This window comes from Pseudomonas sp. AC242 (genome assembly GCF_979258655.1).
Genome location: NZ_OZ409873.1, coordinates 1,488,819 through 1,514,573, shown reverse-complemented (window position 1 = coordinate 1,514,573; position 25,755 = coordinate 1,488,819). Strand labels below are relative to the sequence as shown.

Here is a 25,755-nt window from a genome sequence, read left to right as displayed (position 1 = left end):
TTGTTAAGTTTTAGCTAACTGGAAATACGCGACCAGCACCGCGCCCACAACCGCGACTATCGTTGTGAGGGTCGAAGCAATTAAATGTTCTAGGAACCAATCACGAACCTTCCGCAGTAAAGGGGGATTTTCTTCAGTTTTCGTCTGAGGTGGTTTAACTCCTGCATGACAGTTTTCAGCGGTTATGTCTTTCACTTTATCACCTGAAAAAAACTCCTCAGCGGACGTAGAACTATCTCTGATTTTGATATTTTCAGAGTCTTTAAACTCAAACATAGCCATGGGCAGCCATCCTCACCATGTAGGCGATTGAGTTGCGCTGAGACACGTCAAGCGTAGGCAGAGGCTTGGGAGCACTAGTGCTCGCAACGAAAGGAGTTACCCCAAGGTTGTGGCTGACGCGCTCCGCCAGCAGCCCTCGCACATTGGAACCGCGAACAGCAGTTTCAACATGATCGAACTGGACGTCCGACATATGGATATCTGATGATCCACTAATGTCCATGCCGCACTCATAGCCGACCACAACTACGTTAGAAAGGATCGCCCCCTCCCCTTCAAGCCGAATAGCAGTTCTCATAAGCCCAGCCCCTAGCAGGATGAGACTCAAAGCTACCACGGAATCGAGGTGGCATTTGCCATGCTAAGTAGCGCGATCAAGACCCAAACGAAAAATACTTCGCAAACGCAGAGGCCCTGAATAGGTGCGCTCGTCTTTCCGAGCTGTCGGCCAAAAACCATCACAGCGTCGACGCCCCTTTGCATCGATCTCGCTGTTCCTGTCTCGCGCCACCCTGAAAGCATTGTGAGGTCAGAGTGCGGGGCTGCCGGTGTTGATTCCGTACGTCGCACTATCCGGCTATCGACGTCCAGGCCTTCCCGAGGGCTGCCCTGGCTGCAGGTAAATTTCAGGCAATAAAAAACCCAGCCGGGGCTGGGTTTCATATGAGGGTAAATACATCCGGGAAAGCATCCACTTGGGTAGCTACTTTCCCCGGAGGGACTCGAACCCACGACCATCTCCTTAGTAGGGAGCTGCTCTATCCAACTGAGCTACGGGGTAACAAAGTATCGGCGAACCGACGAACCCTTTATATCCAAGAACAGTTTAGAGATCAACATCAAAGTGACATCACACTTACAAAAAACCCGGCGCGATGGCCGGGTTTCGAAGTTGTCGTGCGCTGGATGTAAGTTGCGCAGTGTGGGAAAAGTACATCAAATTCCCCACCATGGCAACACCTTTATGCCGCATCCTCTGATTTTTCTGCGTGAATAACCTGCCACACTGGCTCTTGAGCTTTAATATCCACTTCCTCAATGGCCTTTCGCAGGAAATTCCAGATGTCGATCCAATCGCGATCCCAGTGCTTGGGCTGGATGGCGACCCCGTACAGCTTCATCATGGCGTCAGACACTCGCGCAGGGCCCCACGCATCACCGCCGTTCGCCTCGGCCTTGTAGGACTGCAGCGCGCAGGTGATCAGACAATGCACCTTCGCCGCCTTGGCATCAGTGAGCGCACTGAAGTCGGTATCCGACCAGATCAGCTTCTCGGCGTTGAGCATGTGAACAACGGTCATGCACGGGTGGTAGAGGTAGTGCCCCAACTGCTGCACCTGGAACGGCAACGACCCGATCGCCTTCTGGATCTTCCCCATGGTCACCAGGTGGGCGGCTCGATGTGTCGACCGACCTATTGGCGTGCGGCGCGTCTCCGCAATGTGGATCTTCTGGCGCACAGCCATGATGCGTTCTTCTTTGTCCTCGCCCTGGGCTGCAAAGATGACCTCCCGAAGCGCGGCCTTTTCCTTCCGGACGACAGTCGCGGATTTTGCCCGGTCAGCCGCTGCAGCACTGATTGAGGCGTTCGACTCATGCTGTGCATCTGTCCACGCTTGACGTGCGTTGATCAATTTCATGCTGCCTGCCCCTTTTTCAGTTCTCGGGTCTTGGCCCGGTATTCAGCCTTGATGGTTTTGATTTCTTCGACGGTGTGCTTGCGGGGCTCATGAGGCCCTTCGAGCTAAGCCACGGTTTCGGCGCCGATGCGCAGCACCAACCGGATGCGGTACTCCACCGCATTACCAGACAGGTTGCGGTTGCACTTCACGCACTGGCGGTGAATGTTCAGCGGCTCGAAGCGAAGCTCCGGGCAGGCGCCGACAGATCGGTAGTGGCCAGCGTCCCAGCGACTGCCCGTCATCAGGTCGTTGTCGTTCGGCATTGAGTCGCAGCTGATGCAAGGCAAGTGCGCGTCACGCAGGCGGACGTACTCGTTCACCGCGGCCTGAGCTTCGCGGAGGTGATCCGCCCTGCTCTTCAGCTTTTCCTTGCGGACCTTGATCTCGGCGCGTCCAATTTGGGCTAGCGCCTTACCGGCCTTCGCCTGATTGACATCCTTGATGGCCAGACCGCACTTGTATCCGCACACCGCCTGCCCGAGGCGCTGCGGGACGAATGAGTCCCCGCACGCTGGGTTCTTGCACTTCTTCGGCTTGGGCGCCTTCGATTCCTTGATGGCTACGCGCATCAGTAGCGCCCTCCCCACTTGTCCTGCTCAGTCCAGCGCACGTCATGCTCTGCGCCGAAGGCGTGCATCAGCTCGAACAGATCGCTGAACCACTTCTGCGACTGCTTGCGGGTCGATACGGCCATCACGACGAAGCCACCGTCGAGGCCTGGCTCCGCACGCTGCTTCTCCAGCGAGGCACTGAAAAGGCACTTCCAGTCCTCACTGGTCAGCTTCTTGCCGTGCCAGATCACTTGCTCGGATACGTCCTTGAGCATTGCCCACATCTTGCGATTGCAGACGTCCGGGCGTTTCTCGTCCTTGATGACTACGATCTTGGGCTTGGTGAAGTCGGTTGCGTGCAGGACGCCCATCAGGCGGCTGATATCGCGTTGGCTGCGGATTGCGAACTCGTTCATGGCTCCTCCCGCTCGATCATGGATCGCAGGTCGCGATCGAGGTCATGCACGGGGACCCAGTCGTGGCCAATGTTCATTTGCACAGCCACAAAATCATTGCTCGGCTGATCGCACTTCTTGCGCAGCCAGGTGTAGAGAACGTGCGTCTCGGTCATGGCTTGAACGTTTTGCTCGAGCATCCCGTTTCGGCGTGTGAGCTTGTCGTTCTGTTCGCGCAGCTCCTCGCAATCCTGCCGCAGTGACTGAATCGCCCTGAAGTTTGCGCCGTCACGAAGTGCCTCGTTCTCCTCCAGCAGCTCCAGCGCCACCTCCTCCACGGTCTTCTCCCCGAGGAATTCCTGCAGCGCCTCGGTGTTGCGCTTCCAGTCTGCGCAGTCGGCACGGTAGGACGCGGCTTCGGCCCACAGCAGCTTCTGGAGTTTTTGTTTGTCGATGGTCATGTCCGTTGCTCCGCTTCGGCTTCCATTTCATCCAGCTTCTGCCAGGCCTTGGCCTTGAGCTCTTCGAACTCTTTGGCGTCTGCCACGGGCATTGGCACGAACAGCACGCCATGCTTGGCGAATGTCTCCGCCAGGATCAGAACGGCGCGAAGGTCTTTCACATTGGCTCGCATCAGAAACCCTCCTTGCCGCGCTGAGATTCCCAGTCGAACGGCACCACGATCATTCCGCCCTCGCGCAGGCGGTCGACGCAGCGGTCACCCATGGCGGCCGGCAACTGGCTGGCTTCGAGGTTGGAGATCACCACCGTGGGGCGCTCCTGCTCGTACCGGCCATTGATTATTGCGAACAGGGTCGTCAGCTCGAAGTCGCTCGGCTGTTCCTTGCTCACGCCCACCTCGTCCAGAACCAGCAGATCGGGGTCGATCAGGCTCGACAGAATCTCGGCCTCGCTGCGTTCGCTGTGCTTGTCGTACGTGGAGCGGATCGCCTGAAGGATTGCGCCGACAGTGCGGTACACGGCCGTGCGCGACGTGTTGTGCAGTAACTCATTGGCCATGCCGGCGCCGAGGTGCGTTTTCCCGGTACCGGGCTTCCCGATCAGCACCATGCAGCGACCGGTTTTCAGTATCTCGTCGAAGATCTGCACGTAGTGCTGGCAGAACCGCAAGGCTTTGCGCTGGCCGTCGTTCTCGGCCTGGTAGTTACCCAGGGTGCGAGTGGTAAAGCGTTTCGGGATCAGCGCATCGCCCAGCTTGCGAGCAAGAGACATGCGCAGCTCCATCGCCTTATTGGCTTGCTCGGCGGCTTCGGACTTCTCGCGGGATATACGAGTGCACTCCGGGCAGTTGCTTTTCAGCTCCCGACCCAGCACAGGAAAGACCCGCTGCTCGTAGGCGCCGTGGGTTTCGCACTCGGCAGGCTGGATGCGGGTGCCCGGCGGCAGTTCTGGAGTGGCTTGAACTTGTTCAGAGCGCATAGCTGCCGTCTCCTCTTGGGATCAGGCCGGCGGTGTAATCGCGCTCAGCGAAGCCGGTGTGACGGGATTGCGGGAACGGGTGCACGTTGCTGGCGACCTTGCTCGGGAAGATGCCGGTCCAGCCGTTGGAGATCGAAGTGGCAAGTACCTGATCCGGCGCGGCGTGGCCGAGCAATGCCTTGGCCTGCTGTTCACAGCTCTTGGCGGTCAGCGGCTTGCGGATTTCCTTGCGGTGCTGGCACCAGTCGGCCCACGCCTTTTCGGACACGTTCTCGGGCTTGGCAGTCATCGGATCGAATTTGCCAGCCTTCGCGGGTGCGCCAGCACCATGCTTTTGATCTTGCTCTTTATTCTCTTCTCTTCTCTTCTCTTCTCTGGTCCGTGTTTTGTCCGCATCGCTTGCGGACACATTGCGGACAGAGTTGTTTTTACGGTCGTTACGCTTGCGCTCGCTATCGTTGGCCCGCCGCTTTGCACTGGCACCGTTGTGCTCGTCAAAGCGCGGCATTACAAGGCTTCCATCGTCCTGAACGGACGCCCATTCCACCTCGATCATGGCTTGGGTAAAGCCGGTCCAGCCCACCACCGCGTCCATCGCATCGACGCTGTAACCGTGCAGCACGCCGTCATCGGAGTGGGTGTCGAAGATGCTCCACGCAATGTGCAGTCCGCCAATGATCCGAAGTCTGTCCGCTTTCAATGCGGACACCATGCGGAAAACTTTCGGATGTGTCTGAAGGTCGATTCGCATTTTGATCCAGTCCCCGGCCATTACGCGGCCCTCAGTGCTTTGTCATGGGTGAACAGCCCGTCCCAGGTCTTTTTCATTGGCAGCTCGCCGGCCAGGTACAGGTCGTACAGGCGCGCGGCGCCCTTCTTTAGCAGAACTGGCGTGAAGGAAACGAACGGCTCTTTGCCGTGGGGAGTGACTTCGTGCTGATACTCGGTCATGTACTTGTCGCGGGCGTAGGACGCCACACGGAAGCGCAGCCCGGATTTGCTCTCGTTGTAGAGCCAGTTGCGACCTTCGAGGAACTTGCCCACCTGCATAACGTTGACCCCATTGAGGCCCTTGCAGAATTGGGTGTGCGTCATCCCTTCCTTGAACAGGTTCTCCATGGAATGGATCTTCGAGGCCTGGGCTTCGACCTGAATGGACAACTGCAGGCGCTGCTGCTCAGCCTCGAAAGCGAGCTGAATGAGGTCCATGCGGGAGAGTTCGCGGGGTTGGACGATCTGCCCTTCCAGCTCCTGCCAGCGATCCACCAACGCAGCGGTAAATTCAGGACTGAGCTGAGCAACTACTACGAAGCTGTCGCGCTTGCACACCTGATACACATTGACGCTCTGCCCGAGGTGGTTTCTAACTTCCCCCAATGGGGGAAGTTGGATGGTGCCGCGCTCGGCCAGTCGCTCGATGGATTGCTTGACCTTGTCGTGACGCGAACCGACCAGTTCCGCAATCTCTTGCGACGACATAGAAGTACGCGACACGTTTTCAGAATTAGAAAAACGTGTCGCGACATTGTTGGGGGTATTGATAAGTGGCGTGGTTTGCATATAATCCTTCCCACAGCGTGTTTAAGAGAGCCGGGTCACTACCCCGGCTTTTTTTCGTCCCGAATTTGGCAGAGGCCCTCTGGATTACCCCGAAGAGTCCCTGCCTGAGGCCCTCATTGGGGTCACCAGATGAAGGACTGTTGCCTTCTTCCTCCCAACCTCAGAAAGCGCCCCGCTCGCGATGGCGGTTTCCATTACTTCGTTGATCGCACGGCTGAAGCTCCAGCCGTTTACGCGCATCAATTCCTCCACTCGCTTTCGAGTCGGTGGAGGAAGCCTTTCAAGCTCTACGGTCATTTGGCCCTCCAAAGGGGCTTCAGCCCGCGATATCTTCTTGTTTGTCCTGCATGAGTTCCTCGATCACGCCATTGGCCACTGCCCACTCGATGATTTCGTAGAGGTAGGTGGCGTGCTGCATACGGGTTTTGGTCGCGGCCTTACGCAGAATCCGATCAAGCACTGGTTCAAATCGAACCTTCACCGGGATGGCGCGCTTTTGATTGGGGTCCATGTACATGCTTCGATGCTCCTGGCTGTTGAAATTGGTTATGCGGCGGATTTCTGGGACGGGAACGGACGCTGCTCTTGCGCCGACAAGCTGCCGTCGTCTTCGAGGGTCACGTACACATCACGGCCTACGCGGATCGCCTTGCTGAGGGCGCCCTGCGTACAGCCGAGCAGCTGCGCGGCCTTTGTATGGCCGTGTTCTTTGGCAAATTCGGTGAGTGGGATTCGGCGCATTGCGGCGTCCTCTGCGTAGATTTCGCCACAAGTATGACCGCCGGTATTGTTAACAGTCAATACCGGCGATATTGGTTAAGTAAATACCGTGGGTAATAACATCACTCCATGAAAAAAGACTCCCGACGGCTTCCGTTATCTGACTGGCAGCTGCAAGACAGCGCTCGTCTGAAATCCCTCTTCCAGGCAAAGCGCGGGGAGCTGAAGCTCACCCAAGAAAAACTCGCCGCAGAACTGGGCGATGGCGTGACGCAAGGCGCTGTGAGCCACTTTATGAATGGGCGCACAGCCTTGAGCGTTAATGCTGCTGTGGTTTTTGCGAAAGCGCTGCAGGTCCCTGTGTCGGATATAAGTCCAACACTTGCCGCTCAGATCGAGAAGATGGCGGCTTCGCTCCCAGATATGCGCCCTTCTCATAGAGAGACAGACGACATTCGCGTACCGGCGAGGAGCTTCGATCTCCGAAATGAGCCGGCCTACACAGGCGTATTGCAGCTCACCGCGCGCGGTTCGACCGGTGAAGGTGACGACAATCCACACGTAGAGATTCGTGGGGTCATGGCGTTCAAGTCGTCTTGGCTGCGGGCGAACAACCTGAACCAGCGACACCTGGACGTCATCTACGCGAACGGACACAGCATGGAGCCCACCATCAACGATGGCGACGTGCTGCTGGTGGATGAGTCAAAGATCGAACCGAAAGACGGTCAGATCTTCGCCATGCAAAGTGCCACCAAGGGCACGATCGTGAAGCGCCTGGTGAAATCAGACATCGACGGCTGGATCATCCGTAGCGACAACTCGGACAAGGCGCGCTATGGCGATGAGATTCTGCGGGACGGTGAAATAAACGAAGTCCGTATCATAGGGCGCGTGGTGTGGCGCGGAGGAATGCTTTAGGCCTATGCGGAAGAGGTGAAGCCGGGAAGGATTGTGCGGGGTAAGGCTGAGTAAATGGTCTCTATTCAGGCTCGCATGCTTCTGGCTTGGAATGCGAATCTCATGTAGTAAGCGGCGCTGTTTTGAGACCTTCAGCGAAGGTATCAAGGCTAAAGGAATCGTTGGTGCGGAAAGGATGAAGACATGACCGAAGATATAGTAAAAGACGACCCCGATCAGCTGACGCGAATCGAGAATACAACTTTTGATGAGCTTGACGCGTTTTATGCTGAAATGGGTACTGAGCACGCTTGTGAGAACTGCAAGACCGAAAGATGGTCTCATCTGTGTGATGACGCTGGCCCAGTATCCCTGCGGCTTCCCTCATTTAATAGAACTACAGTTTTCTCCATTGCGTTCGTGATCACCTGCGATCGCTGCGGAAATATGAGATTCACGAATGGCGGCGCGGTACTAAGCTGGCTTGATAGCAAGGAAGGCCAATGAGCGGAACAGGTCGTAAGCCAGCCTTATTCGGTATCCCGGGAGGGAGGAGTGACAACGGAGATGGCGGGGCACATACTGGAGGCGGAGATCCACCTGGAGGAGATTCCATGGAAGCGCGCGTAGCAGCACTAGAGAAGGCGATACCCGATATTCGGGAAAGGCTTGCTCGCGTCGAAACCAAGCTTGATAACGTCGAGAAGAACATGGCAACCAAATCTGATTTGGAAGCTGTGCGAGGATCAATCTCAACTGACGTCCAGAAAGCCATTGGCGATTCGACCTGGCGCTTCGTACAGATTTCACTGGTTCTTGCTGGCCTTGCTTTCACCGCGGCGAAATTCATTCACCCGTAAATTTAGAATTCCTTTAAGCCCGGCCTAGCGCCGGGCTTTTTGTTCCCCCCTCCCCGATCTGATCCGTAGCCCGCCACTGAGCGGGCTTTTTCATGTCTTTTAAAAAATACATGACCGGCGGTATTGACCATATACAATACCGGCGGTATTGTTTACCCATCGCAGCGACACACAGCCACTGCGAAGGGCCTCAAAAGACCCGCCGCTCTTTCACAATTTGGAATCTTCGCGGATCGATCCCCGGAAACGGGCAGCCCTTGAGGCATCGCTGGAAACGGCGAACAACGCGAACCATAAATTTCGATCCCCATGTCAGCTCTGGAACTGAACCACGCCCGGCTCTGGTTACCGGACCAGGTCGACCTGCTGATGCATCTGGATTCAGCAGTCACCGACCTGCGCTGTGAGCACTCCCTGCCGGAGCCAAGATGAGGCGCTTTACCGGCACAGTGCGAAGCAGGACTTAAATGCGCCTCCCGGGATGGCGAGTAATCCTGTACCGACAGCCAGATGATTCAAGCCTATGACTGCCGCCAGTAGTGGGTCACGACGGAAAGCATCACTGAAGCCCGTTCACTGAGCGGGCTTTGGGATGACAACCGGGGATTGGAGAGATAAACGATGAATGAGGCTCAGATAAAGCAGGTGCGGGAAATTGTTCGGGAAATCGCGAAGGAGCGCAGCACCTCATTCGGTGCTGCTTTAAAGGTGGCAATTGGCGTGTTGAGGCTGCATACCCTAAACACGCCAAAGGGGGAAGGTCAGGCTGGCAGCCCCATCAAGCCGTGTACAAAAAGGCCGCCCACTGCGCATCTTGAATAACACACACGAAAACCGCTGCATCTTTCGTGGGAGAAAGTGGTTTTGAAACAGACCTAACTTTATCCCTCAACGAAACCACATCCAGGTTGCTTGTTCCGAAGTAAGTGCCTATCGGCATCGAATATGTTTTTCCATCATCAAGTTTAACTGATCTCGAAAAACCATTCCTTTTCATGCCTTCGTGTAGGTCCTCATAACCTTCACCATCAGCCCCAAAAAGCTCAACCCTGACCAAGTACTGCGCCATAACTCGTTCCTTGTTTCGACTGTGGAGTCCGCAGCATATGGTTTTCCCTCGACTGTGGAAAGCGAGGAAACAGGGAGCCTGCCCCTGTAAAAACAGGCGCCACGACAGCCTGTCGTTAACTGCCCGATCCTCTCTACGAGAGCGCATCGGGGTGTGATCTGAGGCCAAGCCTTGGGCGGCGGATGTGCCAACAGGTAGTCTTCAGGACTGCCCCATTCGCTTAATGCCGGTTGAGCCCCGGCCAGATCCTACCCCGATGCGGACGAAACTGCGGCCTATAACCGCCCACCTGCATCAAATCCCAGAAGCGGTTGTTATCGAGCGCTGGCGAACTGAACACGGCCGTGGAACTCGGCGCCGGAGACGTGACCGGCAAGCAGATGCGGCGTTGAAAGCTGGGTTGAACGCTTCGGCGGCCCTAGAGAAACGCAGGTTAATAGGCGCCAGATAATGCTGGTTGCTCCTCCGAGCGGTCGTCCCGAAAGGGTCCGCTCTCGCCGGAATCGCGCCCGGCCATCTGCATCCACCCTCCCCCGACACCACCCGAATGCACTCCCCTCCGCGCCCAACGGCAAACAGCGGAACGGATGAGTGCATCCGAGTTTTGTTGGATCAACACCCCGCCACTCTGGAGACGACCATGTCAGCTCTACGCAAGCCCATCCCGGAAGACGACTTTCTCGACACGGAGGCAGGTCAGGAATGGTTGACCGAGTCGATCGACGATCTGCTTTATCGGCGCCACGTGGAGGCGCCAAATCCGGTAGGTCGAAGCAAGGTTCTGGTCAACGCCGACCACCTACCGGAGGCGCTGGCGGATCAGATGGCCGCGAACCCAGACCCTGATCGGTACATCGAGAAGATTTTGATCGAGCTAATCCGGCGCGGCGATAGCGGGATTCTGCATACCTGGGCCATCGCAGCCGTCGGCGGTGATCCGCTGATTGTTCGAAGGCTGGCCGGCGACCTGGTCGCAGAGCACGCCAACGAATACCGCGATGCCAAGCGAGAAAGCGATCGCGTCGAGCGGGAGTGCGGGTTTTGAGTCCTCATATCCTGATCGACCAAGCCCTTGATGGTGTGTCGGTGCCCGCCGGCGAAGAAGACATCAGCCTGCTGGTACAGGGGCTGATCACCCGCCTCTTCACCGATGGCGCGATCACCACCGACGAGTTCAACCACTACTGCAAACGCCTGCGTGACACCTGTCAGCGGCGCAGGGAGGACGCATGAGTACGCCACCGGTTAAATCACTGATCGACGAGCAGCTAGAGGACATCGAACACAAGATCGCCCTGCTCGGCTTCGGCCTTCCCTTTAATGAGGTGATTGGCCGCAAGCGCGAGGATCTAGTCGCAAATCTCCCTCAACGCCTAGCTCCCTCCATGAAGGGCAAGAGGATCGCAGTGAGAGTTCGGCCGTGACCGGTCGCCAGCTCACCCGCCGCATTCTGATCCGACGCGGATCGTTCTCAGCCCTCGGCGTTTTCATTTTCCTGATGCTGCTCAGCGCCCTCGCCGACCGCATCACTCAATAAACAATGCATTCAATCGCTGCGCATAGCGCGGCAAGGATTCCTCATGTCCACGAATACGCGGATCTGGGATCAGGTCGACACGACCGATCCGAGCGCTACAAAGAACTTCACCGGAATGGGCGGCTTCAAGGGTACGGCCATCAAGCCGACCTACCTGATGCGCAAAGCCACGGAGGTATTCGGCCCATGCGGTGAAGGTTGGGGCTGGACCATCCTTGAAGAGCGATTCGACGAAGGAGGCCCGTTGCAAGCGCCGACCAAGGAATGGCCGACCGCGCCACTGATCAACGCGAAAGTCCACACCATGAGAATTGAGCTTTGGTACCAGGGCGAAGGCGGACAGAAATGCACCGTGACGCATTACGGGCACACTCCGTTCGTTCTCCTGCAGCAAGGCAAGATCATCACCGACTGGGAGGCGGCAAAGAAGTCGCTCACAGATGCCATCGGTAAATGCCTCCAGCCGCTCGGATTCGCCGCAGACATCCACATGGGGTTGTTCGATGACGCCGCATATGTCGAGACGGTTCGGGATGAGGTGGCGTTGAACAAAGCTGAAGATCGAGTAGCAGAGGAAGATCGCCAGAAGCAGGAACGGTTGGACTACATCAAGTCGGTCATCGACACAATGGGCGGCGCCCAGTCGGCTCAGGAGCTGAAGAAAATCCACGACGTTGCCGTGCGCAAACTGACCATTCGCAAGGACACCAAGGGCGTTGAGCGAGTCTCGTTGGAGTGGAAACGAATCAAAGAAGCATCTGAAAGGGAGAATGCAGCATGACCCAGCTCTATGCACTAACCGGCAAGCTCGCCGAACTTCAGGGAATGGCAGACACCGACGACGAAGGCCTGAAAGAGGCCCTGCAGCACGCAATGGACGAAATCCAAGGCGAGTTTGAGGTGAAGGCCGACAGCATCGTCATGCTGCGCCGCAACATTGAAAGCGACGTAACGGCCATCGACACGGAGATTGAGCGACTGACCGAGCTCAAGCGCATCAAGTCCAACAGCGTTGCGCAGATCAGCGATTACCTACGCCGGAACATGGAAGCCGCGAACCTTAAGTCGATCAAGCGCCCGCTGTTCACCATCACCTTGGCCTTGGGCAAGGAGAAAGTCATCGTCGACAACGAGGACGCGGTGCCCGACGAACTGACATCCGTGAAAACCAGCATTGCACCGGACAAGAACGCGATCGCTGCCAGACTCAAGGAAATTCGCGAGCACAACGAAACCGTGCGCAAGCGCATGGCTGCCGGCGAAGACGCAGAACACGAACTCATTGAAGAACCGGCCTATGCGCACTTGGAGCGCGGCGACAGTTCGATTCGGATCAAGTGAGGCCAGCATGATCAGCAACCACCTCAACCTCGTCGAGCAGCACCGCTCGGATGCCGAATCGATCTCTGAACAAATCGCGCAGTACCTGGCCGCCGGCGGGCGGATCGACCAACTGAAGAGCCCGCCGCGCGATCCGCTGCCACCGCCCCGCTCGAAGAAAATAGACCCTGAAACGGTCCTCAAGCGGCGGCCGAAGCCGATATCGGCCGCCGAACGCAAGGCGCTGCGCAAAATGGCGGACGCGATATGAAGTCGAAACGCAAACCCAACAACGGTTTCGTCCGGGCCGAACGCAGTTGCCGGGCGCAGCTGCGCACCAACCACGTCGCGGTGGTGAACATCGATCCCAGCGGCAACCAAATCATGGCGAACTGGAAGAACTGCAAGCAGATCCGCAGTCTGGCGATCGCCAACGCGATATTCGATTTCTCGTATCGCTGGACGATCTACATCGGCGCCATGTGTCGCGACGAGCGCGGCGCTGAGTACATCAAGTCGGTCGAGATCTCGCCAGAGGGCATCTGCAAGGTCGAGCGCCTGACCGATGCGATCGAGCATTACTATCTGGAGCTGCGCAACAGCTGTAACCCGACCCATATGGTGGCGTCAGGCTGGATCGCCATTCCCGACGAGATATCGATGGATGAAGCACAAGCCGCGAAGCTGTTCTACGCCGCCGGCGCCTGGCATCAGGTGAAGGTTGCAGCGTGAGACGTTCCAGACCCCAACAACGCAAACGACAGACCTGGCTGGACTTGCCGGCCAGCGGAATTGAAGAGGTAGGCCATGGCCAAGAGCAATGCGCAATTGCAGAAGGACAAGCGAGCCAAGGAAAAGGCGCTGCTCGATCGGATCGGCGCCGAGAAGCGATCGCTGATTGTTTCGAAGGCGCTTGATGATGCTCTGCTGATCCTCGGCGAGCGCCACAGCTTCGAGGAATGGCAGGAGACGGTGTCGACGCTCATCATCAATCTGGCTGCGGCTCCAGCGGCTGAGTCGGAACGCTTCGCCAGTATGTCGCGACCGGAATTGGTTATTAAGGAAAAGTGGTCGCGGCAGCTTGAAGCGTTCGCCGCGACCGGCGTTGAGCAGTGAGGTACGGCTAGTCCGAAAAGGGATCGTCGTTTGCAGGATAGCCATTAATCGCCCAACGCTTTTCCATTTCGCGCCGTTCTTTTTCGTAAGGTGCAAGATGCTTGAGGTGAGAATGGAGCTCGACGTGCGATACGCCTTTTTTTGATTCGCTGACACGTAGCAAATTTTTAATCTCGTAATCCTCGGGGTTGAACCGGTTCGCATCTACCAAGGTTCTGACAGCAGCCCTGATCTCATCGACATCAGGCGTATTCTTGGCGCTTGTGTCGAGGAAATCACGAACAAACCGCACCAGAACGTCGATCGCGTCGTCTACTTCTTGATCCGTAACTTGTTCCATTGCCACCCCCTTCGACTCAATCAGTAAGTCGTAATACCCCAACCCAAACCTAATTGCCACCACCGGTCACGGAGGGCGGCGCCTGACTGGAGATAATCCATGGACCAAAACTGCGCATACGTTCGGCAGCACTATCAGGTGCCCGCCGAAATCGGTCGCCGCGTCATCGCCTATGGCAAACCCGGTGTGATCCTGGCCGATCGCGGCCATTACATCGGCATAGTGCTGGACGACGACCCGAAGAAGCGCATCGCCAAATACCACCCCACCCACGAAATGCAGTACGGCGAAATGGCAGAGACGCTGCCTCTGAAAGAATGGCTGGTCCTGCCGTTCAAGCATGACTGGGACGATCTCGACTGGAACCGAGAAGCCCGCGAAGATCTGGTCAGGGTGTGGGCAGCCACTCGAAGTCAGGCCAAATACAAAGCCTATGAGCGGCTTCAGGATTACTGCCACAGCATCAAGGCAATGCTGCACTTCAAAGTCCGCCGAGCCTGATCTTCCTCCAGTTATTGCGCTGGTGAAGTGCCGATGGGCAGTAAGTCTCCAAAACCCCAAACCAACGAACCTACCAAGACTATAAAAACAGCTACGCGGCCGCAGAGAACGATCTGCCCAAAGTACTTCGCCTTGGTTGGCTGGAAAGACTTGTCGACGAAACCGCCGGGCTTGAGAACTCCCATCATTTCGTCGGATTTGAGGTGAGCAAGGAAGGCGATGGCGGCCATGACGGCGCCAGAGCGAGAGATCCACATGCTGGGTTTATCAAGCGCCCAAACAATCAAGATGACCACCACAGGAACTGCAACTGCGAGAGCGGTCCAAAACAGAAACCATTTTCTGGCCCGCAAAATTGGTTGTTCGTAGTAACTGCCTTCTGTTTCTGACATGTCATATCCCCACCGGCTCCATGCCGGGCCGAACACAAATACCGCAACGGCGGGAAATGCACCAGCTCAGACGAAACCCGGCGCTTCAACCAGCCGATGCGCCGACTCCATGTAGCTGGCCAGGTCGATCACCTCCCGAAGGAACACGACCACCTCCAGCTTCACAGCGTCATCCGGCAGCCCTATCCGTTTCAGCATCGCTTTAGCGTCTACATCGCTCTGCAACCTCATGTCGGCCTCCTGCCAGTGTGAGATTGCAGATAAATACCCCACTTCTACGAATCACGCCAGCCGGCGAGGCAATCGGCTGTCTGGAGCAGTTATGAATCCCTACCTGATCACCGGCCCGGCACAGATCGGCATCAGCGGTGGTCGCACCAGCGGTCACATGGTTTACAAGATCCTCGAAGCACACGGCGGCACCCTCCCGCCTGATGTGCACCTGTTCTTCCAGAACACTGGCAAAGAGCGCGAGGAAACGCTGATCTTCATCGACAAGATTGCGAAGCGCTGGAACGTGAACATCGTCTGGATGGAATGGTGCCGGGTTTATGGCCAGCCGGACGACGCGCCCTGGTACAAGCTGGTGGACTTCGAAACGGCCAGCCGCAACGGCGAACCATTCACCATGATGCTCGAGTATTACGCCGGATACCGGAAGGCAGAGAAAAACCTGCCTCCGGTGCTGCCGAACTTCTCGAACAACATGTGCACCGCGTATCTGAAGGTGAAGATCGGCGAGAAACACATGCGCGCTTTGGGCTACACCGAGTGGGATTGCGTCGTCGGCATACGGTACGACGAACCGAAGCGCTACCACCGCATGATGGCAGCCAACGATCGAGGCGGCACCCGATGGGACAACGTCTGCCCCTCCTACACCGCCGGCATCACCAAGGAGGATGTCGGTTCGTTCTGGTCGAAGCAGCCCTTCGATCTGGGAATGGATTCCGACTTCGGTAATTGCGACCTGTGCTGGAAGAAGAACGAGGGCAAGCTGATCAAGACCATCATGAACGACCCATCGCGGGTCATATGGTGGTCAGGCACAGAGGAACGATTCGGCCAAGTCTTTAGGCAGGATCGCGCGGACTACAAAACGATGGGCTGGTCTGCCGAGCAGCGCTCCCGGCAGACAGATTTCGATTTCGAGTATCTCGCTGAGGACATTGATTGTTTCTGCGGAGATTAACTCGAAGCTTCAGCTCGAAAAGCCGCTTGTTGCTCAAGGCTGAATCGGCTCAGAAGAATAGACGCCACGTCAAAGCCACGGGCAGTCCTTTTAACAATCCTCACGTACTCAACTTCAACGCCCTCGGCGCACTGAATTTTTTTCACTTCGGTTTTCATGACGGCAGCCTCTTATCGGTGTTCGCCATATTAGTCACGACGCTTTTCTTTCCGCAACGCTGGCAACTAAGCCACCACCCTCCACCGCCCGGGCATGCCCCGGCAAGGATTCTCTATGTCCGCACAACAGAAATTACCTCAGTTCATCCATGGCCAGCCGAGCATGGGCCTGCCGTTCGAAAAAGAACTGGTGGTTGACCTGTTCGCCGGCGGTGGCGGCGCCAGCACTGGCATCGCCCGGGCATACCGGGAGCCGGATGTGGCGGTGAACCACAATCCAATCGCCCTGGCTGTGCACCGCGCCAACCATCCCACAACGGCGCATTACGTCGCCGACGTGTTCGAAGTTGATCCGCGAGAAGCCACGGGCGGCCAGCCAGTCGCGATCATCTGGGCATCGCCAGACTGCCGGCATCACAGCAAGGCCAAGGGCGGCGCGCCGCGCGACCGTGGCGTTCGAGGTTTGGCATGGGTCGTGATCCGTTGGCTATTCGTGACGAAGTCGCGTCTGCTCTTCCTCGAAAACGTCGAAGAGTTCTGTGACTGGGGCCCGATCGACGATGACGGCCAGCCGATCAAGTCTGAGCGCGGCCGCACCTTCAAAGCGTTCATTGCCGCGATCAGCACCGGCCTGCCCGCTGATCATCCGGACATGCCGGAGATCATCGAGGCGATCGGAGAGTTTGTGCCGATGGACGCGCTGGTCCGAGGACTGGGATACAACGCCGAATGGAGGGAGCGCATCGCGGCGAACGCCGGCACCCCGACCATCCGCAAGCGCTTGTACCTGGTGGCGCGCAGCGACGGGAAGCCGATCGTCTGGCCCGCGCCGAAACGTCACAAGCGGCCCGCGGCAAAACAATTGCCGTGGCGCTCGGCGGCAGAGTGCATCGACTGGAGCAACCTCGGTCGCACGATCTTCCGCGACAAACCGATGGCTGAGAACACGATGCGCCGCGTGGCCAAGGGCTGCTGGCGTCATGTTCTGACCAGTGCGAAGCCTTTCATTGTTCCAATGCGCGGCACCTCATCGGCGCATACCAGCACGCACGGTACTGACGAAGCGCTTTCCACAATCAGCGCGGGCGGCACGCATCACGCGCTAGTGCAGCCGGTTGCAGCGCCCTTCCTAACCGAGTGCGCCAACGGATCAGCACAGCGCAACTTCGACGTTCAGGAGCCGCTGCGCACTCAGGTCGCCCAGGTCAAAGGCGGCCACTTCGCTATGGCAGCAGCGCACATGACCGCGTTCGGGCAGAACGCCGCGGGCAGCTCACCTGACGACCCAACGCAGACAGTGCTGGCGGGCGCCGCGCGTCACGGCATCGTCACAGCGTTCTTCGAGCAGGCGAATGGCGGCTTCTACAAAGGCGACGGCCGATCGGCCTACGATCCAATATCCACCATCTGCCAGTCCGGCGCCAACCAGCGGCTGGTGAGCGCATATCTGGTGAAGTATTACGGCAACGAGAAGGACGGCATCTCGCTCAACGAGCCGATGCACACGCTGCCGACGAAAGATCGCGTCGCGGTTGTGGAAACGGTGCAGGTGCCCGACACGCTGACTCCCGAGCAGATGGAAGGCGCACGCCGCTGCGCCGCGTTTATGCACAAATATCTACCGGAGCAATTCAAAGACCCGGCCGAAATGGTGATGGTCGGCGGCTATGTGCTAATCGATATCACGTTGCGCATGCTGCAACCGCCTGAGCTGAAGGCCGCGCAAGGCTTCGACAAGGATTACATCATCGATCGTGGGCTGTTCGTCGACCCGGTCACTGGCGCCGAGGAATGGCGGGACATCAAAAAGGTCGACCAGGTGCGGCTGATCGGCAACAGCGTTTGTCCGGATGAAGCAGAAGCACTTGTCGCCGCTAACGCAGCCGATATTATTGAGTTCTACCGAAAGCTCGCGGCGTAGCACGTTTCAACCTGAAAATTGCATCTAGCGACAGATGAATATCGTAACTCACATAAGTTTGAACTCGTAGTTTTTGACCGTTGTGGAAACTAGAACTCGTACATTCCCGCGCTTTCCTTCAAGGTTCCTTTCTACGAAATCGTCTAAAGTTTTCGAAAAGTCGTCTCGAAACTTAAATGTCGCATCGTCACCGTAACTCAAAAATACTGGAAGCGTGGAACTTCCCCACCCCCACTGCGCAACATACAAATGCATTTTCGCACCTGGGCCAGCAATACTTATAGAACGGACTTTTGCTGGACGCTTTCCCTTACTGACCAGGGTTAGGGCAAAAAAATCGCTTGAACCATCTGTAGCTACAAAAAAATTACCATCAAGGAGCTCTGTATCTTCCGTTGCCTGTTTATGTGCGAGCCAGAGAGAAACAGCTACCGCGCCTAATGTTCCAATACCTGCGATCCAGCTACCTATCATGCTGAGCACGGGAACCCAGTAATCTTTGAAACTGGAAGAGTCAGTAGTTGCGCCAAATGAAAGACCAAGCGCAAAACTGACGAAAACAAAAAATGAAATTGTGATCACGCCAAAAACAAACAAAAGCTTTTTATCCATGTCTACACCTCTGATCCGCAATTAGGTTTTTTGCTAAAAAAGACTTACCACAGTAACTCCCTCCCCCTTCAAAGTCAGCCGCTATAGCGGCAAGGACGAAGTCATGCCTGAAGAAAAGTTGATTGGCCCCGTCGAAGTCGTGCGCGATGAAGACGGGTACTGGTATCACCCGAACATTCCAGACTTCGACGAAGACGCCGAAGCATGGAAAGCGTGGCTCGATGCCCAAGGCCTGAAGGTCGTAGGCTGGCACATGGATTCGGACTTGGAATCCCATCCCTACTGGGAAGACGATTCGGCTCACTGCCTGGGCTGGGTGCCAGAGACTCCGTCAGACGATGGCTGGTTCCTGCTCGGTATTTTCGACACGGACGACGGCCCCTATGTGCAGTGGGCACGCTGCGATGTGACGCCATGACCGCTATCAAGGAACGGCCGGTCCTGTTCTCGTCGCCGATGGTGCGCGCCATTCTGGATGGCAGGAAGACGGTTACGCGGCGGCCGGTGAAGGTTCAGCCGCGTTCACGGGCCGACATTGGCAGCTACGGCACAGGCCAGCCGTTCATCCGCAACCCAGACGTCACGAAGCGCAACCCGGAATGCCCCTTCGGAAACCCCGGCGATCGGCTGTGGGTTCGCGAGACCTGGTACTGCGATCACAACGAGGTCATGTGCGGCCCTTACCTCAAACCGGATGACTTGGATGTCATCGAGGCGCGCGACGACGGCACGCTGGTGTACGCCGCCGACGGACTTACCCCATATGAAGCCGATCAGCCAGTCTGGAAGCCAAGCATCCATATGCCGCGCTGGGCATGCCGCATCCTTCTGGAGATCACCGACGTCCGCGTCGAGCGGTTGAAGGACATCAGCCGGTCCGATATCCGAGCCGAAGGCCTGCAATGCCCGCCGGAACTGGCAAGCGATGACGTTTCGCCAAACTACCGAGATTGGTATCCGGCGGCATGGCGGGAGTTGTGGGAGTCCACCGGCGGCGACTGGGACGCCAACCCGTGGGTCTGGGTCGTCGAGTTCAAGCGGGTGCAGCCATGATCACCAAGTGCATTGCCGGCTGCACCCTCTTCTTCTGGCTTCCATTGGTACTGACCATAAAGGCGGTGATCGGATGAGTGACCATTCAAAACTGAAACAACTGGCAGAGGATGCTGATCTGGTCGGGGGGTATATATCCGCCCCAGACTTCGAGGCGATAGGGCTGAATGCAGAGGATGCGGCTTTCGCTGCGTCCGCCAACCCCAAAGCAGTCCTGGCACTGATCGCCGAGAACGAAGCATTGCGCAGGAACGCTAACCGCTATCTGGTGCTGCGGCAGGCTGATGTCGACACCATCCATAACGGCGGCCTGTTCGCCGGGCTAACGCCGGACAACATCGTGATCAACGGCCACCATCTGGACGAGCAAACCGACGCGGTGATTGCCGCTCGCAAGGAGGTGACATCATGATCTTCGCCCCGCTCTACATGGCCTACCTCATCTACAAGGGGCCGTGGCGATGAGAACAGTCACTCGCATCATTGCCGACCCGTCGGCCAAATGGGGTTTCCGCAGAGAGCCATCCACTTATGAGGAGGCCGAGAAAATCACCGGCTTTCGTCTGGATCGGCGTTCCAACTTCCTGATCAACCGAGACAACGAGGTCGAGCAGGAGGCGCAGTGCACAATGGAATGCTCAGGCTGTAGCTGCGACTGCTCAAGCTGCAGCTACGGATACAACGCCCATCCGGCCGCCGGATGCCAAGAGTGCGGCTACACAGGCAAGCGGCGGATGTTCTTCGGATTTCCGCCATCGCCGCCGAAGGCATCGAGCGCTACGCGATGAACCGCATGGTCAGCGTCCGCACAGAGGAACTGACCGGCCCGGCGCTGGACTGGGCAATCAACGCGATAGAGGGTAATCAGCAGCCCGGTACCGGTCAGCTAGATCTCTTCGCCCTGCCCGACGCCGAGCACCTGATCACGAAGTACGGCGTCTGGGTCGATGTTGGCCGCCGGCACCCTTGGCTGGCCGACATGACCAACGATCCTTTCAACCGCCAGCCCGGCGAGACCAGAACTATCGCAGTGTTTCGCGCCGTGGTCTTCGCCAAGCGCGGCGCCGCAGTGAAGGTCCCCGCCGAACTCATTCAGTTGTAAACCAAAAATTGACAACTCAACAGCCTGCCGGTGTACGGCGGGCGAGGTGTACGCATGTTTATTTGCGCAGAAACCAAGATCGGGCGGTGCAAATCGCTCGGCGATCAGGTGCGCGTTCTGGCGCTTCGCCTCGGTGGCGGATGGAGCCAGGCCCGCGAGGATCTCGCGAAAGAAGCAGAGCGATGGTTTGGCCGCGAACCGGTTACCACAAAACAGGAATGGCGCGCGGTTCGAGCCGAAGTCTTCCGCACCGAATAACCACCTTCTGCCGCCACGCGCGGCATGGAGCACCACATGTCAAATCGAAGCGCGGCCCAGGTCGCGCCCATCCTCCCGCGCTTCATTCGCGCCGGCGAGGCATACGGCTACCTCGGCATGTGCCGGGACGAATTCAACAAAACGGTGCGCCCGAACGTTCGCGAATTCCCGATCGGGAAACAGGGCATCGGCTTCGACCGTCTCGAGCTGGACGAGTGGGCCGACCGTTACATCGAGTCGATGGCAATTGAAAAGGCCGCCAATCAGGACAACAATCGCCCTCGCAGCGAGCGCCAGGGCAAGAAGAAAGGAGCAACGCCGTGGCCCAAAAAGCAATCACCGGCCTCCAGCAAATGCCGAACGGCATCTGGAAGATCGACAAAAAGTACAGAGGAGAACGAATTCAAGAGAGTACTGGCACTTGTAACCGCACCGAAGCAGAGCAGTACCTGATCCACAAGCTGGAGCAGTTGCGCCAGCAGAAGGTGTACGGCGTCCGACGAGTCAGGACGTGGCGGGAGGCGGCGACTCGCTTCCTGCTGGAAGTGAAGGATCAGGCTTCCATCCACATCTCGGCCACCTATATGGAGCAGCTCGACCCGTTCATTGGCGATATGCCGCTGACCCACATCGACGACGATGCCCTCGCGCCTTACATCCAGTCGAAGCTGAATCCAGCGGTAGGGAAGCCAGTCACGAACCGGACAGTGAATATCGCGCTTCAGCGGGTCATCCGTGTGCTGAACCTCTGCGCGCGAAAGTGGCGAGACGAGGAGCGACGGCCGCTGCTGGATGTGGTGCCGATGATTTCCCTGCTGGACGAGAAGACAAACAGCCGAAAGCCCTACCCGCTTTCATGGGAAGAGCAGTCGATCCTGTTCGCCGAACTCCCGGCGCACCTTCAGACAATGGCCATGTTCAAGGTCAATACAGGTTGCCGGGAGCAGGAAGTTTGCAAGCTTCAGTGGAATTGGGAGATTGCGGTACCGGAGCTGGGAACGAGCGTGTTCCTGATACCGGCGGGATTTGGGGGAAGGAGCGCCAGGTCTGGCGTGAAGAACCGAGACGAGCGTCTGGTCGTAATGAATGACGTTGCCAAGTCAGTGATCGAGAAGCAGCGCGGCAAGCATCCGCTCTACGTGTTCCCGTTCGGCAAGCCAGATGGTGATGGGAATGAAACGACGGTTCACCGCATGAATGACTCGGCCTGGAAGAAGGCTCGGATCCGAGCGGCGAAGAAGTGGCAGGAGAAATTCTTGCGGCCGGCACATGACGGCTTTGCCAGAATCCGAATTCACGACTTGAAGCACACCTTTGGGAGAAGGCTGCGTGCGGCTGGCGTGACTGAGGAGGATCGCAAAGCGCTGCTCGGCCACAAGAACGGGAGCATCACCAGCCACTACTCGGCAGCGGAGTTGGATCAGCTCATTGCGGCGGCAAATAAGGTATCAGCAACCGACTCGCGCGCACCAGCGCTGACGATTCTGAAAAGGAGGGAAGCATGATCGAAAATGCCAAGGTCACTCGGAAAGTCACTATGGCAGAAACAAAAAAGCCGCTCGAAAGCGGCTAAGTCATTGAATTATATGGTCGGGACGGAGTGATTCGAACACTCGACCCCTAGCACCCCATGCTAGTGCGCTACCGGACTGCGCTACGCCCCGACTGGTCTTGCAACTCGTTCTTCACCTCGAAGAACGCTCAAGAATATAGCGCAAGCGTTTGAAAACTGGAAGTATTCAAACGCTGCTTTTATTTCTTGAGAACCACCAGTACATCTTCCAATTCGGCAATCATCTGCCGAATCATCTGCTTGTATTGGGTCGTGTCGTCTTTGGCTTCATCGCCGGACAAACGCAGTCGTGCGCCGCCGATGGTGAAACCCTGATCGTAAAGAAGCGCGCGGATCTGCCGGATCATCAGCACGTCCTGGCGCTGATAATACCGGCGGTTTCCGCGGCGTTTGACGGGGTTGAGTTGAGGAAACTCCTGCTCCCAGTAGCGCAGCACGTGTGGCTTTACGGCACACAGCTCGCTGACTTCACCGATGGTGAAGTAGCGTTTGCCCGGGATGACGGGTAGTTCGTCGTTATGACTTGGTTCCAGCATAAGCCTCAACTCGGGCCTTCAACTTCTGCCCTGGACGAAAGGTGACCACACGGCGAGCCGTGATCGGGATTTCTTCCCCCGTTTTCGGGTTGCGGCCAGGCCGCTGGCGTTTGTCCCGAAGGTCGAAATTGCCGAAACCGGACAATTTGACCTGCTCGTTGTCTTCAAGAGCGTGCCTGATTTCCTCGAAAAACAGTTCTACCAATTCCTTGGCTTCCCGCTTGTTCAGGCCCAGCTCTTCATACAGACGTTCCGCCATCTCAGCTTTCGTCAAAGCCCCCATACGTCACTTCCTTAACGTGGCGTTCAACCTTTGTTCGAGCGAGGTGAGGATATTTTGCGTCGTCGAATTCACCTCATCGTCATTAAGAGTGCGCGATGGATGCTGCCAGGTCAAGCCAACTGCAAGGCTTTTTCTATCAGGATCAATACCTTTACCCTGATACACGTCAAACAGCCTGAGATCTGTGAGCCATTCGCCTGCATTTTCACGGATTACGTCCAGTACGGCTGCAGACGCGACGTCTTTGTGCGCAATCAGTGCAAGGTCACGACGCACTTCAGGAAAGCGCGACAACTCATGGAATTTCGGCATTTTACCGAGTGCCACTTCTGCCAGAACCAGTTCGAAAACGAAGACCGGACGATCCAGACCCAAGGCTTTCGACAATTCCGGGTGGATGGCACCGATGAAGCCGACTTCACGCCCTTCGCGCTCGATGCGCGCGGTTTGACCCGGGTGCAGCGCCGGGTGTTTGCCCGGTGCGAAGGTGAACGAATCCAGTGCACCGGCAAAGCCCAGCACCGCTTCCACGTCAGCTTTGACATCGAAGAAATCGACGGTGTCGCGACCTTGTGCCCAGCCTTCCGGCAGACGGCTACCGCAAACCACGCCGGACAGCATCGGCTCTTGCTTCAGACCTTCCAGCTGACCAACGAAGCGCAGACCGCTTTCGAACAGACGCACGCGATCTTGCTGGCGGTTGAGGTTGTGCTGCAGCGCTTTGACCAGACCCGGCCACAGCGACGAACGCATGGCGGCCATGTCATTGGAGATCGGATTGGCCAGCAACAGCGGCTCGACGCCCGGGTTGAACAGTTCGAACTGACGCGGATCGATGAAGCTGTAAGTGATCGCTTCCTGATAACCACGCGCTACCAACAGACGACGCAGTTCCGGCAGATCGCTACGCGCTTCAGCCTTGGCTTGCGGCGCCAGGCGCGCTTGCGGGTAACGAACCGGCAGACGGTTGTAGCCGTACAGACGGGCCAGCTCTTCGATCAGATCGACTTCCAGGCTGATGTCGAAGCGATGGCTTGGCACTTCTACGCGCCACTGGCCTTCACCGTCGGCAGCAATGCCAAGACCCAGGCCGCCGAGCAAACGCTCAACCTGGGCGGAATCCATTTCCATACCGAGCATCTGAGTGATGCGCTGGGAACGCAGAGTGATCGGCGCGATCGACGGCAGATGCTGCGCACTGACGGTCTCGATGATCGGGCCGGCTTCACCGCCAGTGATTTCCAGCAGCAGGCCAGTGGCGCGCTCCATGGCTTCACGGGCCAGTTGCCAATCGACGCCACGCTCGTAGCGGTGCGAAGCATCGGTGTGCAGGCCATAGGAACGGGCCTTGCCCGCCACTGCGATCTGATCGAAGAACGCACTTTCCAGAAATACGTCGCAAGTGGTCGCGGAAACACCACTGTGCTCACCACCCATCACACCGGCAATCGCCAGCGCGCGAGTGTGGTCAGCGATCACCAGCGTATCGCTACGCAGGCTGACTTCCTGACCGTCGAGCAGCACCAGCTTCTCGCCCTCTTCCGCCATGCGCACACGGATGCCGCCATTGATTTCGGCGAGATCGAAGGCGTGCAGCGGCTGACCCAGCTCGAGCATCACGTAATTGGTGATGTCGACGGCAGCGTCGATGCTGCGCACGTCAGCGCGACGCAGACGCTCAACCATCCACAGCGGCGTCGGCCTGGACAGATCAACGTTGCGGATAACGCGGCCCAGGTAACGTGGGCACGCGGCAGGCGCCAGCACTTCTACCGAACGCACTTCGTCGTGCACGGCAGGAGTGGCCATGACCACCGGACGGGTCACCGGCGCGTCGTACAGCGCGCCGACTTCACGAGCCAGACCAGCCAGGGACAGGCAGTCGCCGCGGTTCGGGGTCAGGTCGACCTCGATGCTGGCGTCTTCCAGATCCAGATACACACGGAAGTCTTCGCCCACCGGCGCATCAGCCGGCAGCTCCATCAGACCGTCGTTGCCTTCACCGACCTGCAACTCGGCTTGCGAGCACAGCATGCCGTTGGACTCGACGCCGCGCAGTTTGGCTTTCTTGATCTTGAAGTCGCCCGGCAGCTCAGCGCCAATCATGGCGAACGGAATCTTCAGGCCCGGACGCACGTTTGGCGCACCGCACACGACCTGGAAGGTTTCCGCGCCATTGCTGACCTGGCACACGCGCAACTTGTCGGCATCAGGGTGTTGCTCGGTGCTCAGCACCTCGCCCACGACCACGCCGCTGAAAACACCGGCAGCCGGGGTCACGCTATCGACCTCAAGGCCAGCCATCGACAGACGAGCAACCAGCTCGTCGCGATTTACCTGCGGGCTAACCCAGCCACGCAGCCATTGTTCACTGAATTTCATCCTGCTCTCCTAAGAATTCG

40 protein-coding genes, 2 tRNA genes and 1 pseudogene are annotated in these 25,755 nt (G+C 57.6%); 21 read left to right on the top strand and 22 right to left on the bottom strand.

Annotation, left to right across the window (positions count from 1 at the left end; all coding sequences use genetic code 11):
* Positions 1–3: 3 nt before the first annotated feature.
* The 12 genes and pseudogenes from ACZZ0A_RS06900 to ACZZ0A_RS06845 form a co-directional block, all read right to left on the bottom strand.
* Positions 4–282: a hypothetical protein gene (locus ACZZ0A_RS06900; protein ID WP_463542708.1), complete on the bottom strand. Its 279-nt coding sequence runs from the start codon at positions 280–282 to the stop codon at positions 4–6.
* 707 nt (positions 283–989) lie between these two features.
* Positions 990–1,064 (bottom strand) — tRNA-Ser (locus tag ACZZ0A_RS06895).
* A gap of 180 nt (positions 1,065–1,244) precedes the next feature.
* Positions 1,245–1,922 carry a hypothetical protein gene (locus ACZZ0A_RS06890; RefSeq protein WP_463542707.1) on the bottom strand — a complete coding sequence of 226 codons (678 nt, stop codon included), beginning with the start codon at positions 1,920–1,922 and terminating at the stop codon, positions 1,245–1,247.
* Positions 1,919–2,533 (bottom strand): annotated as a pseudogene (locus ACZZ0A_RS06885) (recombination protein NinG). The gene ACZZ0A_RS06890 and the pseudogene ACZZ0A_RS06885 overlap by 4 nt, the downstream one beginning before the upstream one ends.
* A complete protein-coding gene (locus tag ACZZ0A_RS06880) occupies positions 2,533–2,931 on the bottom strand; it encodes a recombination protein NinB (protein ID WP_221729473.1) in 399 nt (132 codons plus the stop codon). The pseudogene ACZZ0A_RS06885 and the gene ACZZ0A_RS06880 overlap by 1 nt, the downstream one beginning before the upstream one ends.
* Positions 2,928–3,371, bottom strand: a complete 444-nt coding sequence (locus ACZZ0A_RS06875) for a hypothetical protein (protein ID WP_185776652.1) — start codon at positions 3,369–3,371, stop codon at positions 2,928–2,930. Before ACZZ0A_RS06875 ends, ACZZ0A_RS06880 begins: the two co-directional genes overlap by 4 nt.
* Complete coding sequence (locus tag ACZZ0A_RS06870) at positions 3,368–3,544, bottom strand: DUF1382 family protein (protein WP_242209157.1); 177 nt, start codon at positions 3,542–3,544, stop codon at positions 3,368–3,370. The genes ACZZ0A_RS06875 and ACZZ0A_RS06870 overlap by 4 nt, the downstream gene beginning before the upstream one ends.
* Positions 3,544–4,350: an ATP-binding protein gene (locus tag ACZZ0A_RS06865; protein ID WP_463542706.1), complete on the bottom strand. Its 807-nt coding sequence runs from the start codon at positions 4,348–4,350 to the stop codon at positions 3,544–3,546. The genes ACZZ0A_RS06870 and ACZZ0A_RS06865 overlap by 1 nt, the downstream gene beginning before the upstream one ends.
* Entirely contained in the window at positions 4,340–5,122 is a 783-nt protein-coding gene (locus ACZZ0A_RS06860) for a Pyocin large subunit-like protein (RefSeq protein WP_463542705.1), read from the bottom strand. Before ACZZ0A_RS06860 ends, ACZZ0A_RS06865 begins: the two co-directional genes overlap by 11 nt.
* Positions 5,122–5,910, bottom strand: a complete 789-nt coding sequence (locus tag ACZZ0A_RS06855; RefSeq protein ID WP_463542704.1) for a Rha family transcriptional regulator — start codon at positions 5,908–5,910, stop codon at positions 5,122–5,124. The genes ACZZ0A_RS06860 and ACZZ0A_RS06855 overlap by 1 nt, the downstream gene beginning before the upstream one ends.
* A gap of 316 nt (positions 5,911–6,226) precedes the next feature.
* Complete coding sequence (locus ACZZ0A_RS06850) at positions 6,227–6,421, bottom strand: hypothetical protein (protein ID WP_237143817.1); 195 nt, start codon at positions 6,419–6,421, stop codon at positions 6,227–6,229.
* Positions 6,422–6,456: 35 nt separating this feature from the next.
* Positions 6,457–6,651: a Cro/CI family transcriptional regulator gene (locus tag ACZZ0A_RS06845; protein ID WP_028236757.1), complete on the bottom strand. Its 195-nt coding sequence runs from the start codon at positions 6,649–6,651 to the stop codon at positions 6,457–6,459.
* 108 nt (positions 6,652–6,759) lie between these two features.
* On the opposite strand from ACZZ0A_RS06845, the gene ACZZ0A_RS06840 reads away from it, so the two are divergent.
* The 3 genes from ACZZ0A_RS06840 to ACZZ0A_RS06830 all read left to right on the top strand — a co-directional run bounded on the left by ACZZ0A_RS06840 (position 6,760) and on the right by ACZZ0A_RS06830 (position 8,390).
* On the top strand, positions 6,760–7,551 hold the full coding sequence (locus ACZZ0A_RS06840) for a LexA family transcriptional regulator (RefSeq protein WP_463542703.1): 792 nt from the start codon (positions 6,760–6,762) through the stop codon (positions 7,549–7,551).
* 183 nt (positions 7,552–7,734) lie between these two features.
* Positions 7,735–8,037, top strand: coding sequence for a hypothetical protein (locus ACZZ0A_RS06835; RefSeq protein WP_463542702.1), 303 nt, complete (start codon positions 7,735–7,737; stop codon positions 8,035–8,037).
* A 107-nt stretch (positions 8,038–8,144) separates the two neighbouring features.
* Positions 8,145–8,390, top strand: coding sequence for a hypothetical protein (locus ACZZ0A_RS06830; protein ID WP_455806699.1), 246 nt, complete (start codon positions 8,145–8,147; stop codon positions 8,388–8,390).
* A gap of 778 nt (positions 8,391–9,168) precedes the next feature.
* Here the strand turns inward: ACZZ0A_RS06830 and ACZZ0A_RS06825 are convergent.
* Positions 9,169–9,459 (bottom strand): hypothetical protein, encoded by a 291-nt coding sequence (locus ACZZ0A_RS06825; RefSeq protein WP_463542701.1) that lies wholly within the window; start codon positions 9,457–9,459, stop codon positions 9,169–9,171.
* A gap of 640 nt (positions 9,460–10,099) precedes the next feature.
* On the opposite strand from ACZZ0A_RS06825, the gene ACZZ0A_RS06820 reads away from it, so the two are divergent.
* The 8 genes from ACZZ0A_RS06820 (at position 10,100) to ACZZ0A_RS06785 (ending at position 13,432) form a co-directional block, all read left to right on the top strand.
* Positions 10,100–10,504 (top strand): hypothetical protein, encoded by a 405-nt coding sequence (locus ACZZ0A_RS06820; protein WP_463542700.1) that lies wholly within the window; start codon positions 10,100–10,102, stop codon positions 10,502–10,504.
* On the top strand, positions 10,501–10,692 hold the full coding sequence (locus ACZZ0A_RS06815; protein ID WP_463542699.1) for a hypothetical protein: 192 nt from the start codon (positions 10,501–10,503) through the stop codon (positions 10,690–10,692). Before ACZZ0A_RS06820 ends, ACZZ0A_RS06815 begins: the two co-directional genes overlap by 4 nt.
* Positions 10,689–10,883 carry a hypothetical protein gene (locus ACZZ0A_RS06810; RefSeq protein ID WP_150729378.1) on the top strand — a complete coding sequence of 65 codons (195 nt, stop codon included), beginning with the start codon at positions 10,689–10,691 and terminating at the stop codon, positions 10,881–10,883. Before ACZZ0A_RS06815 ends, ACZZ0A_RS06810 begins: the two co-directional genes overlap by 4 nt.
* A gap of 156 nt (positions 10,884–11,039) precedes the next feature.
* Positions 11,040–11,777: a hypothetical protein gene (locus tag ACZZ0A_RS06805; RefSeq protein WP_463542698.1), complete on the top strand. Its 738-nt coding sequence runs from the start codon at positions 11,040–11,042 to the stop codon at positions 11,775–11,777.
* Complete coding sequence (locus ACZZ0A_RS06800; RefSeq protein ID WP_463542697.1) at positions 11,774–12,337, top strand: siphovirus Gp157 family protein; 564 nt, start codon at positions 11,774–11,776, stop codon at positions 12,335–12,337. The genes ACZZ0A_RS06805 and ACZZ0A_RS06800 overlap by 4 nt, the downstream gene beginning before the upstream one ends.
* 7 nt (positions 12,338–12,344) lie before the next feature.
* Positions 12,345–12,587, top strand: coding sequence for a hypothetical protein (locus ACZZ0A_RS06795; protein WP_463542696.1), 243 nt, complete (start codon positions 12,345–12,347; stop codon positions 12,585–12,587).
* Positions 12,584–13,048 carry a hypothetical protein gene (locus ACZZ0A_RS06790; RefSeq protein WP_463542695.1) on the top strand — a complete coding sequence of 155 codons (465 nt, stop codon included), beginning with the start codon at positions 12,584–12,586 and terminating at the stop codon, positions 13,046–13,048. Before ACZZ0A_RS06795 ends, ACZZ0A_RS06790 begins: the two co-directional genes overlap by 4 nt.
* Before the next feature lie 75 nt (positions 13,049–13,123).
* On the top strand, positions 13,124–13,432 hold the full coding sequence (locus tag ACZZ0A_RS06785) for a hypothetical protein (protein WP_463542694.1): 309 nt from the start codon (positions 13,124–13,126) through the stop codon (positions 13,430–13,432).
* 7 nt (positions 13,433–13,439) lie between these two features.
* Here ACZZ0A_RS06785 and ACZZ0A_RS06780 read toward each other — a convergent pair whose 3' ends face one another.
* A complete protein-coding gene (locus tag ACZZ0A_RS06780; RefSeq protein WP_463542693.1) occupies positions 13,440–13,772 on the bottom strand; it encodes a hypothetical protein in 333 nt (110 codons plus the stop codon).
* 99 nt (positions 13,773–13,871) lie between these two features.
* Between ACZZ0A_RS06780 and ACZZ0A_RS06775 the strand changes: the two genes are divergently transcribed.
* Complete coding sequence (locus ACZZ0A_RS06775; RefSeq protein ID WP_463542692.1) at positions 13,872–14,273, top strand: hypothetical protein; 402 nt, start codon at positions 13,872–13,874, stop codon at positions 14,271–14,273.
* A gap of 11 nt (positions 14,274–14,284) precedes the next feature.
* Here the strand turns inward: ACZZ0A_RS06775 and ACZZ0A_RS06770 are convergent, their stop codons facing one another.
* Both ACZZ0A_RS06770 and ACZZ0A_RS06765 read right to left on the bottom strand, forming a co-directional pair.
* Entirely contained in the window at positions 14,285–14,665 is a 381-nt protein-coding gene (locus ACZZ0A_RS06770) for a hypothetical protein (RefSeq protein WP_463542691.1), read from the bottom strand.
* Positions 14,666–14,731: 66 nt separating this feature from the next.
* Positions 14,732–14,896, bottom strand: a complete 165-nt coding sequence (locus tag ACZZ0A_RS06765; RefSeq protein ID WP_463542690.1) for a hypothetical protein — start codon at positions 14,894–14,896, stop codon at positions 14,732–14,734.
* Between the two features lie 91 nt (positions 14,897–14,987).
* Between ACZZ0A_RS06765 and ACZZ0A_RS06760 the strand changes: the two genes are divergently transcribed.
* Positions 14,988–15,857: an adenine nucleotide alpha hydrolase family protein gene (locus ACZZ0A_RS06760; protein WP_463542689.1), complete on the top strand. Its 870-nt coding sequence runs from the start codon at positions 14,988–14,990 to the stop codon at positions 15,855–15,857.
* On the opposite strand, the gene ACZZ0A_RS06755 is transcribed toward ACZZ0A_RS06760, so the two are convergent.
* Positions 15,854–16,015: a hypothetical protein gene (locus tag ACZZ0A_RS06755; protein ID WP_463542688.1), complete on the bottom strand. Its 162-nt coding sequence runs from the start codon at positions 16,013–16,015 to the stop codon at positions 15,854–15,856. The genes ACZZ0A_RS06760 and ACZZ0A_RS06755 overlap by 4 nt on opposite strands.
* A gap of 115 nt (positions 16,016–16,130) precedes the next feature.
* Here ACZZ0A_RS06755 and ACZZ0A_RS06750 point away from each other — a divergent pair, with 115 nt between their 5' ends.
* Entirely contained in the window at positions 16,131–17,936 is a 1,806-nt protein-coding gene (locus ACZZ0A_RS06750; RefSeq protein ID WP_463542687.1) for a DNA cytosine methyltransferase, read from the top strand.
* A gap of 48 nt (positions 17,937–17,984) precedes the next feature.
* Here ACZZ0A_RS06750 and ACZZ0A_RS06745 read toward each other — a convergent pair whose 3' ends face one another.
* A complete protein-coding gene (locus ACZZ0A_RS06745) occupies positions 17,985–18,548 on the bottom strand; it encodes a hypothetical protein (protein WP_463542686.1) in 564 nt (187 codons plus the stop codon).
* A 103-nt stretch (positions 18,549–18,651) separates the two neighbouring features.
* On the opposite strand from ACZZ0A_RS06745, the gene ACZZ0A_RS06740 reads away from it, so the two are divergent.
* The 7 genes from ACZZ0A_RS06740 to ACZZ0A_RS06710 all read left to right on the top strand — a co-directional run bounded on the left by ACZZ0A_RS06740 (position 18,652) and on the right by ACZZ0A_RS06710 (position 22,466).
* The gene (locus ACZZ0A_RS06740) at positions 18,652–18,966 is read left to right on the top strand and encodes a hypothetical protein (RefSeq protein ID WP_463542685.1); all 315 of its coding nucleotides are present in this window, start codon (positions 18,652–18,654) and stop codon (positions 18,964–18,966) included.
* Positions 18,963–19,601, top strand: a complete 639-nt coding sequence (locus tag ACZZ0A_RS06735; protein ID WP_463542684.1) for a hypothetical protein — start codon at positions 18,963–18,965, stop codon at positions 19,599–19,601. Before ACZZ0A_RS06740 ends, ACZZ0A_RS06735 begins: the two co-directional genes overlap by 4 nt.
* 73 nt (positions 19,602–19,674) lie before the next feature.
* Positions 19,675–20,013 (top strand): hypothetical protein, encoded by a 339-nt coding sequence (locus ACZZ0A_RS06730; RefSeq protein ID WP_463542683.1) that lies wholly within the window; start codon positions 19,675–19,677, stop codon positions 20,011–20,013.
* Between the two features lie 297 nt (positions 20,014–20,310).
* Positions 20,311–20,703 (top strand): hypothetical protein, encoded by a 393-nt coding sequence (locus tag ACZZ0A_RS06725; RefSeq protein WP_463542682.1) that lies wholly within the window; start codon positions 20,311–20,313, stop codon positions 20,701–20,703.
* A 54-nt stretch (positions 20,704–20,757) separates the two neighbouring features.
* Positions 20,758–20,961: a hypothetical protein gene (locus ACZZ0A_RS06720; RefSeq protein WP_463542681.1), complete on the top strand. Its 204-nt coding sequence runs from the start codon at positions 20,758–20,760 to the stop codon at positions 20,959–20,961.
* A 36-nt stretch (positions 20,962–20,997) separates the two neighbouring features.
* Positions 20,998–21,414 (top strand): hypothetical protein, encoded by a 417-nt coding sequence (locus tag ACZZ0A_RS06715; protein ID WP_397478964.1) that lies wholly within the window; start codon positions 20,998–21,000, stop codon positions 21,412–21,414.
* Positions 21,315–22,466 carry a tyrosine-type recombinase/integrase gene (locus tag ACZZ0A_RS06710; protein ID WP_463544078.1) on the top strand — a complete coding sequence of 384 codons (1,152 nt, stop codon included), beginning with the start codon at positions 21,315–21,317 and terminating at the stop codon, positions 22,464–22,466. Before ACZZ0A_RS06715 ends, ACZZ0A_RS06710 begins: the two co-directional genes overlap by 100 nt.
* An 82-nt stretch (positions 22,467–22,548) precedes the next feature.
* Here the strand turns inward: ACZZ0A_RS06710 and ACZZ0A_RS06705 are convergent.
* The 4 genes from ACZZ0A_RS06705 to pheT all read right to left on the bottom strand — a co-directional run bounded on the left by ACZZ0A_RS06705 (position 22,549) and on the right by pheT (position 25,735).
* Positions 22,549–22,625 (bottom strand) — tRNA-Pro (locus ACZZ0A_RS06705).
* An 88-nt stretch (positions 22,626–22,713) separates the two neighbouring features.
* The gene (locus ACZZ0A_RS06700; protein WP_003179985.1) at positions 22,714–23,070 is read right to left on the bottom strand and encodes a MerR family transcriptional regulator; all 357 of its coding nucleotides are present in this window, start codon (positions 23,068–23,070) and stop codon (positions 22,714–22,716) included.
* Positions 23,051–23,353: an integration host factor subunit alpha gene (gene ihfA, locus ACZZ0A_RS06695; protein WP_002553164.1), complete on the bottom strand. Its 303-nt coding sequence runs from the start codon at positions 23,351–23,353 to the stop codon at positions 23,051–23,053. The genes ACZZ0A_RS06700 and ihfA overlap by 20 nt, the downstream gene beginning before the upstream one ends.
* A gap of 3 nt (positions 23,354–23,356) precedes the next feature.
* Entirely contained in the window at positions 23,357–25,735 is a 2,379-nt protein-coding gene (gene pheT, locus ACZZ0A_RS06690; RefSeq protein ID WP_463542680.1) for a phenylalanine--tRNA ligase subunit beta, read from the bottom strand.
* Positions 25,736–25,755 lie beyond the last annotated feature (20 nt).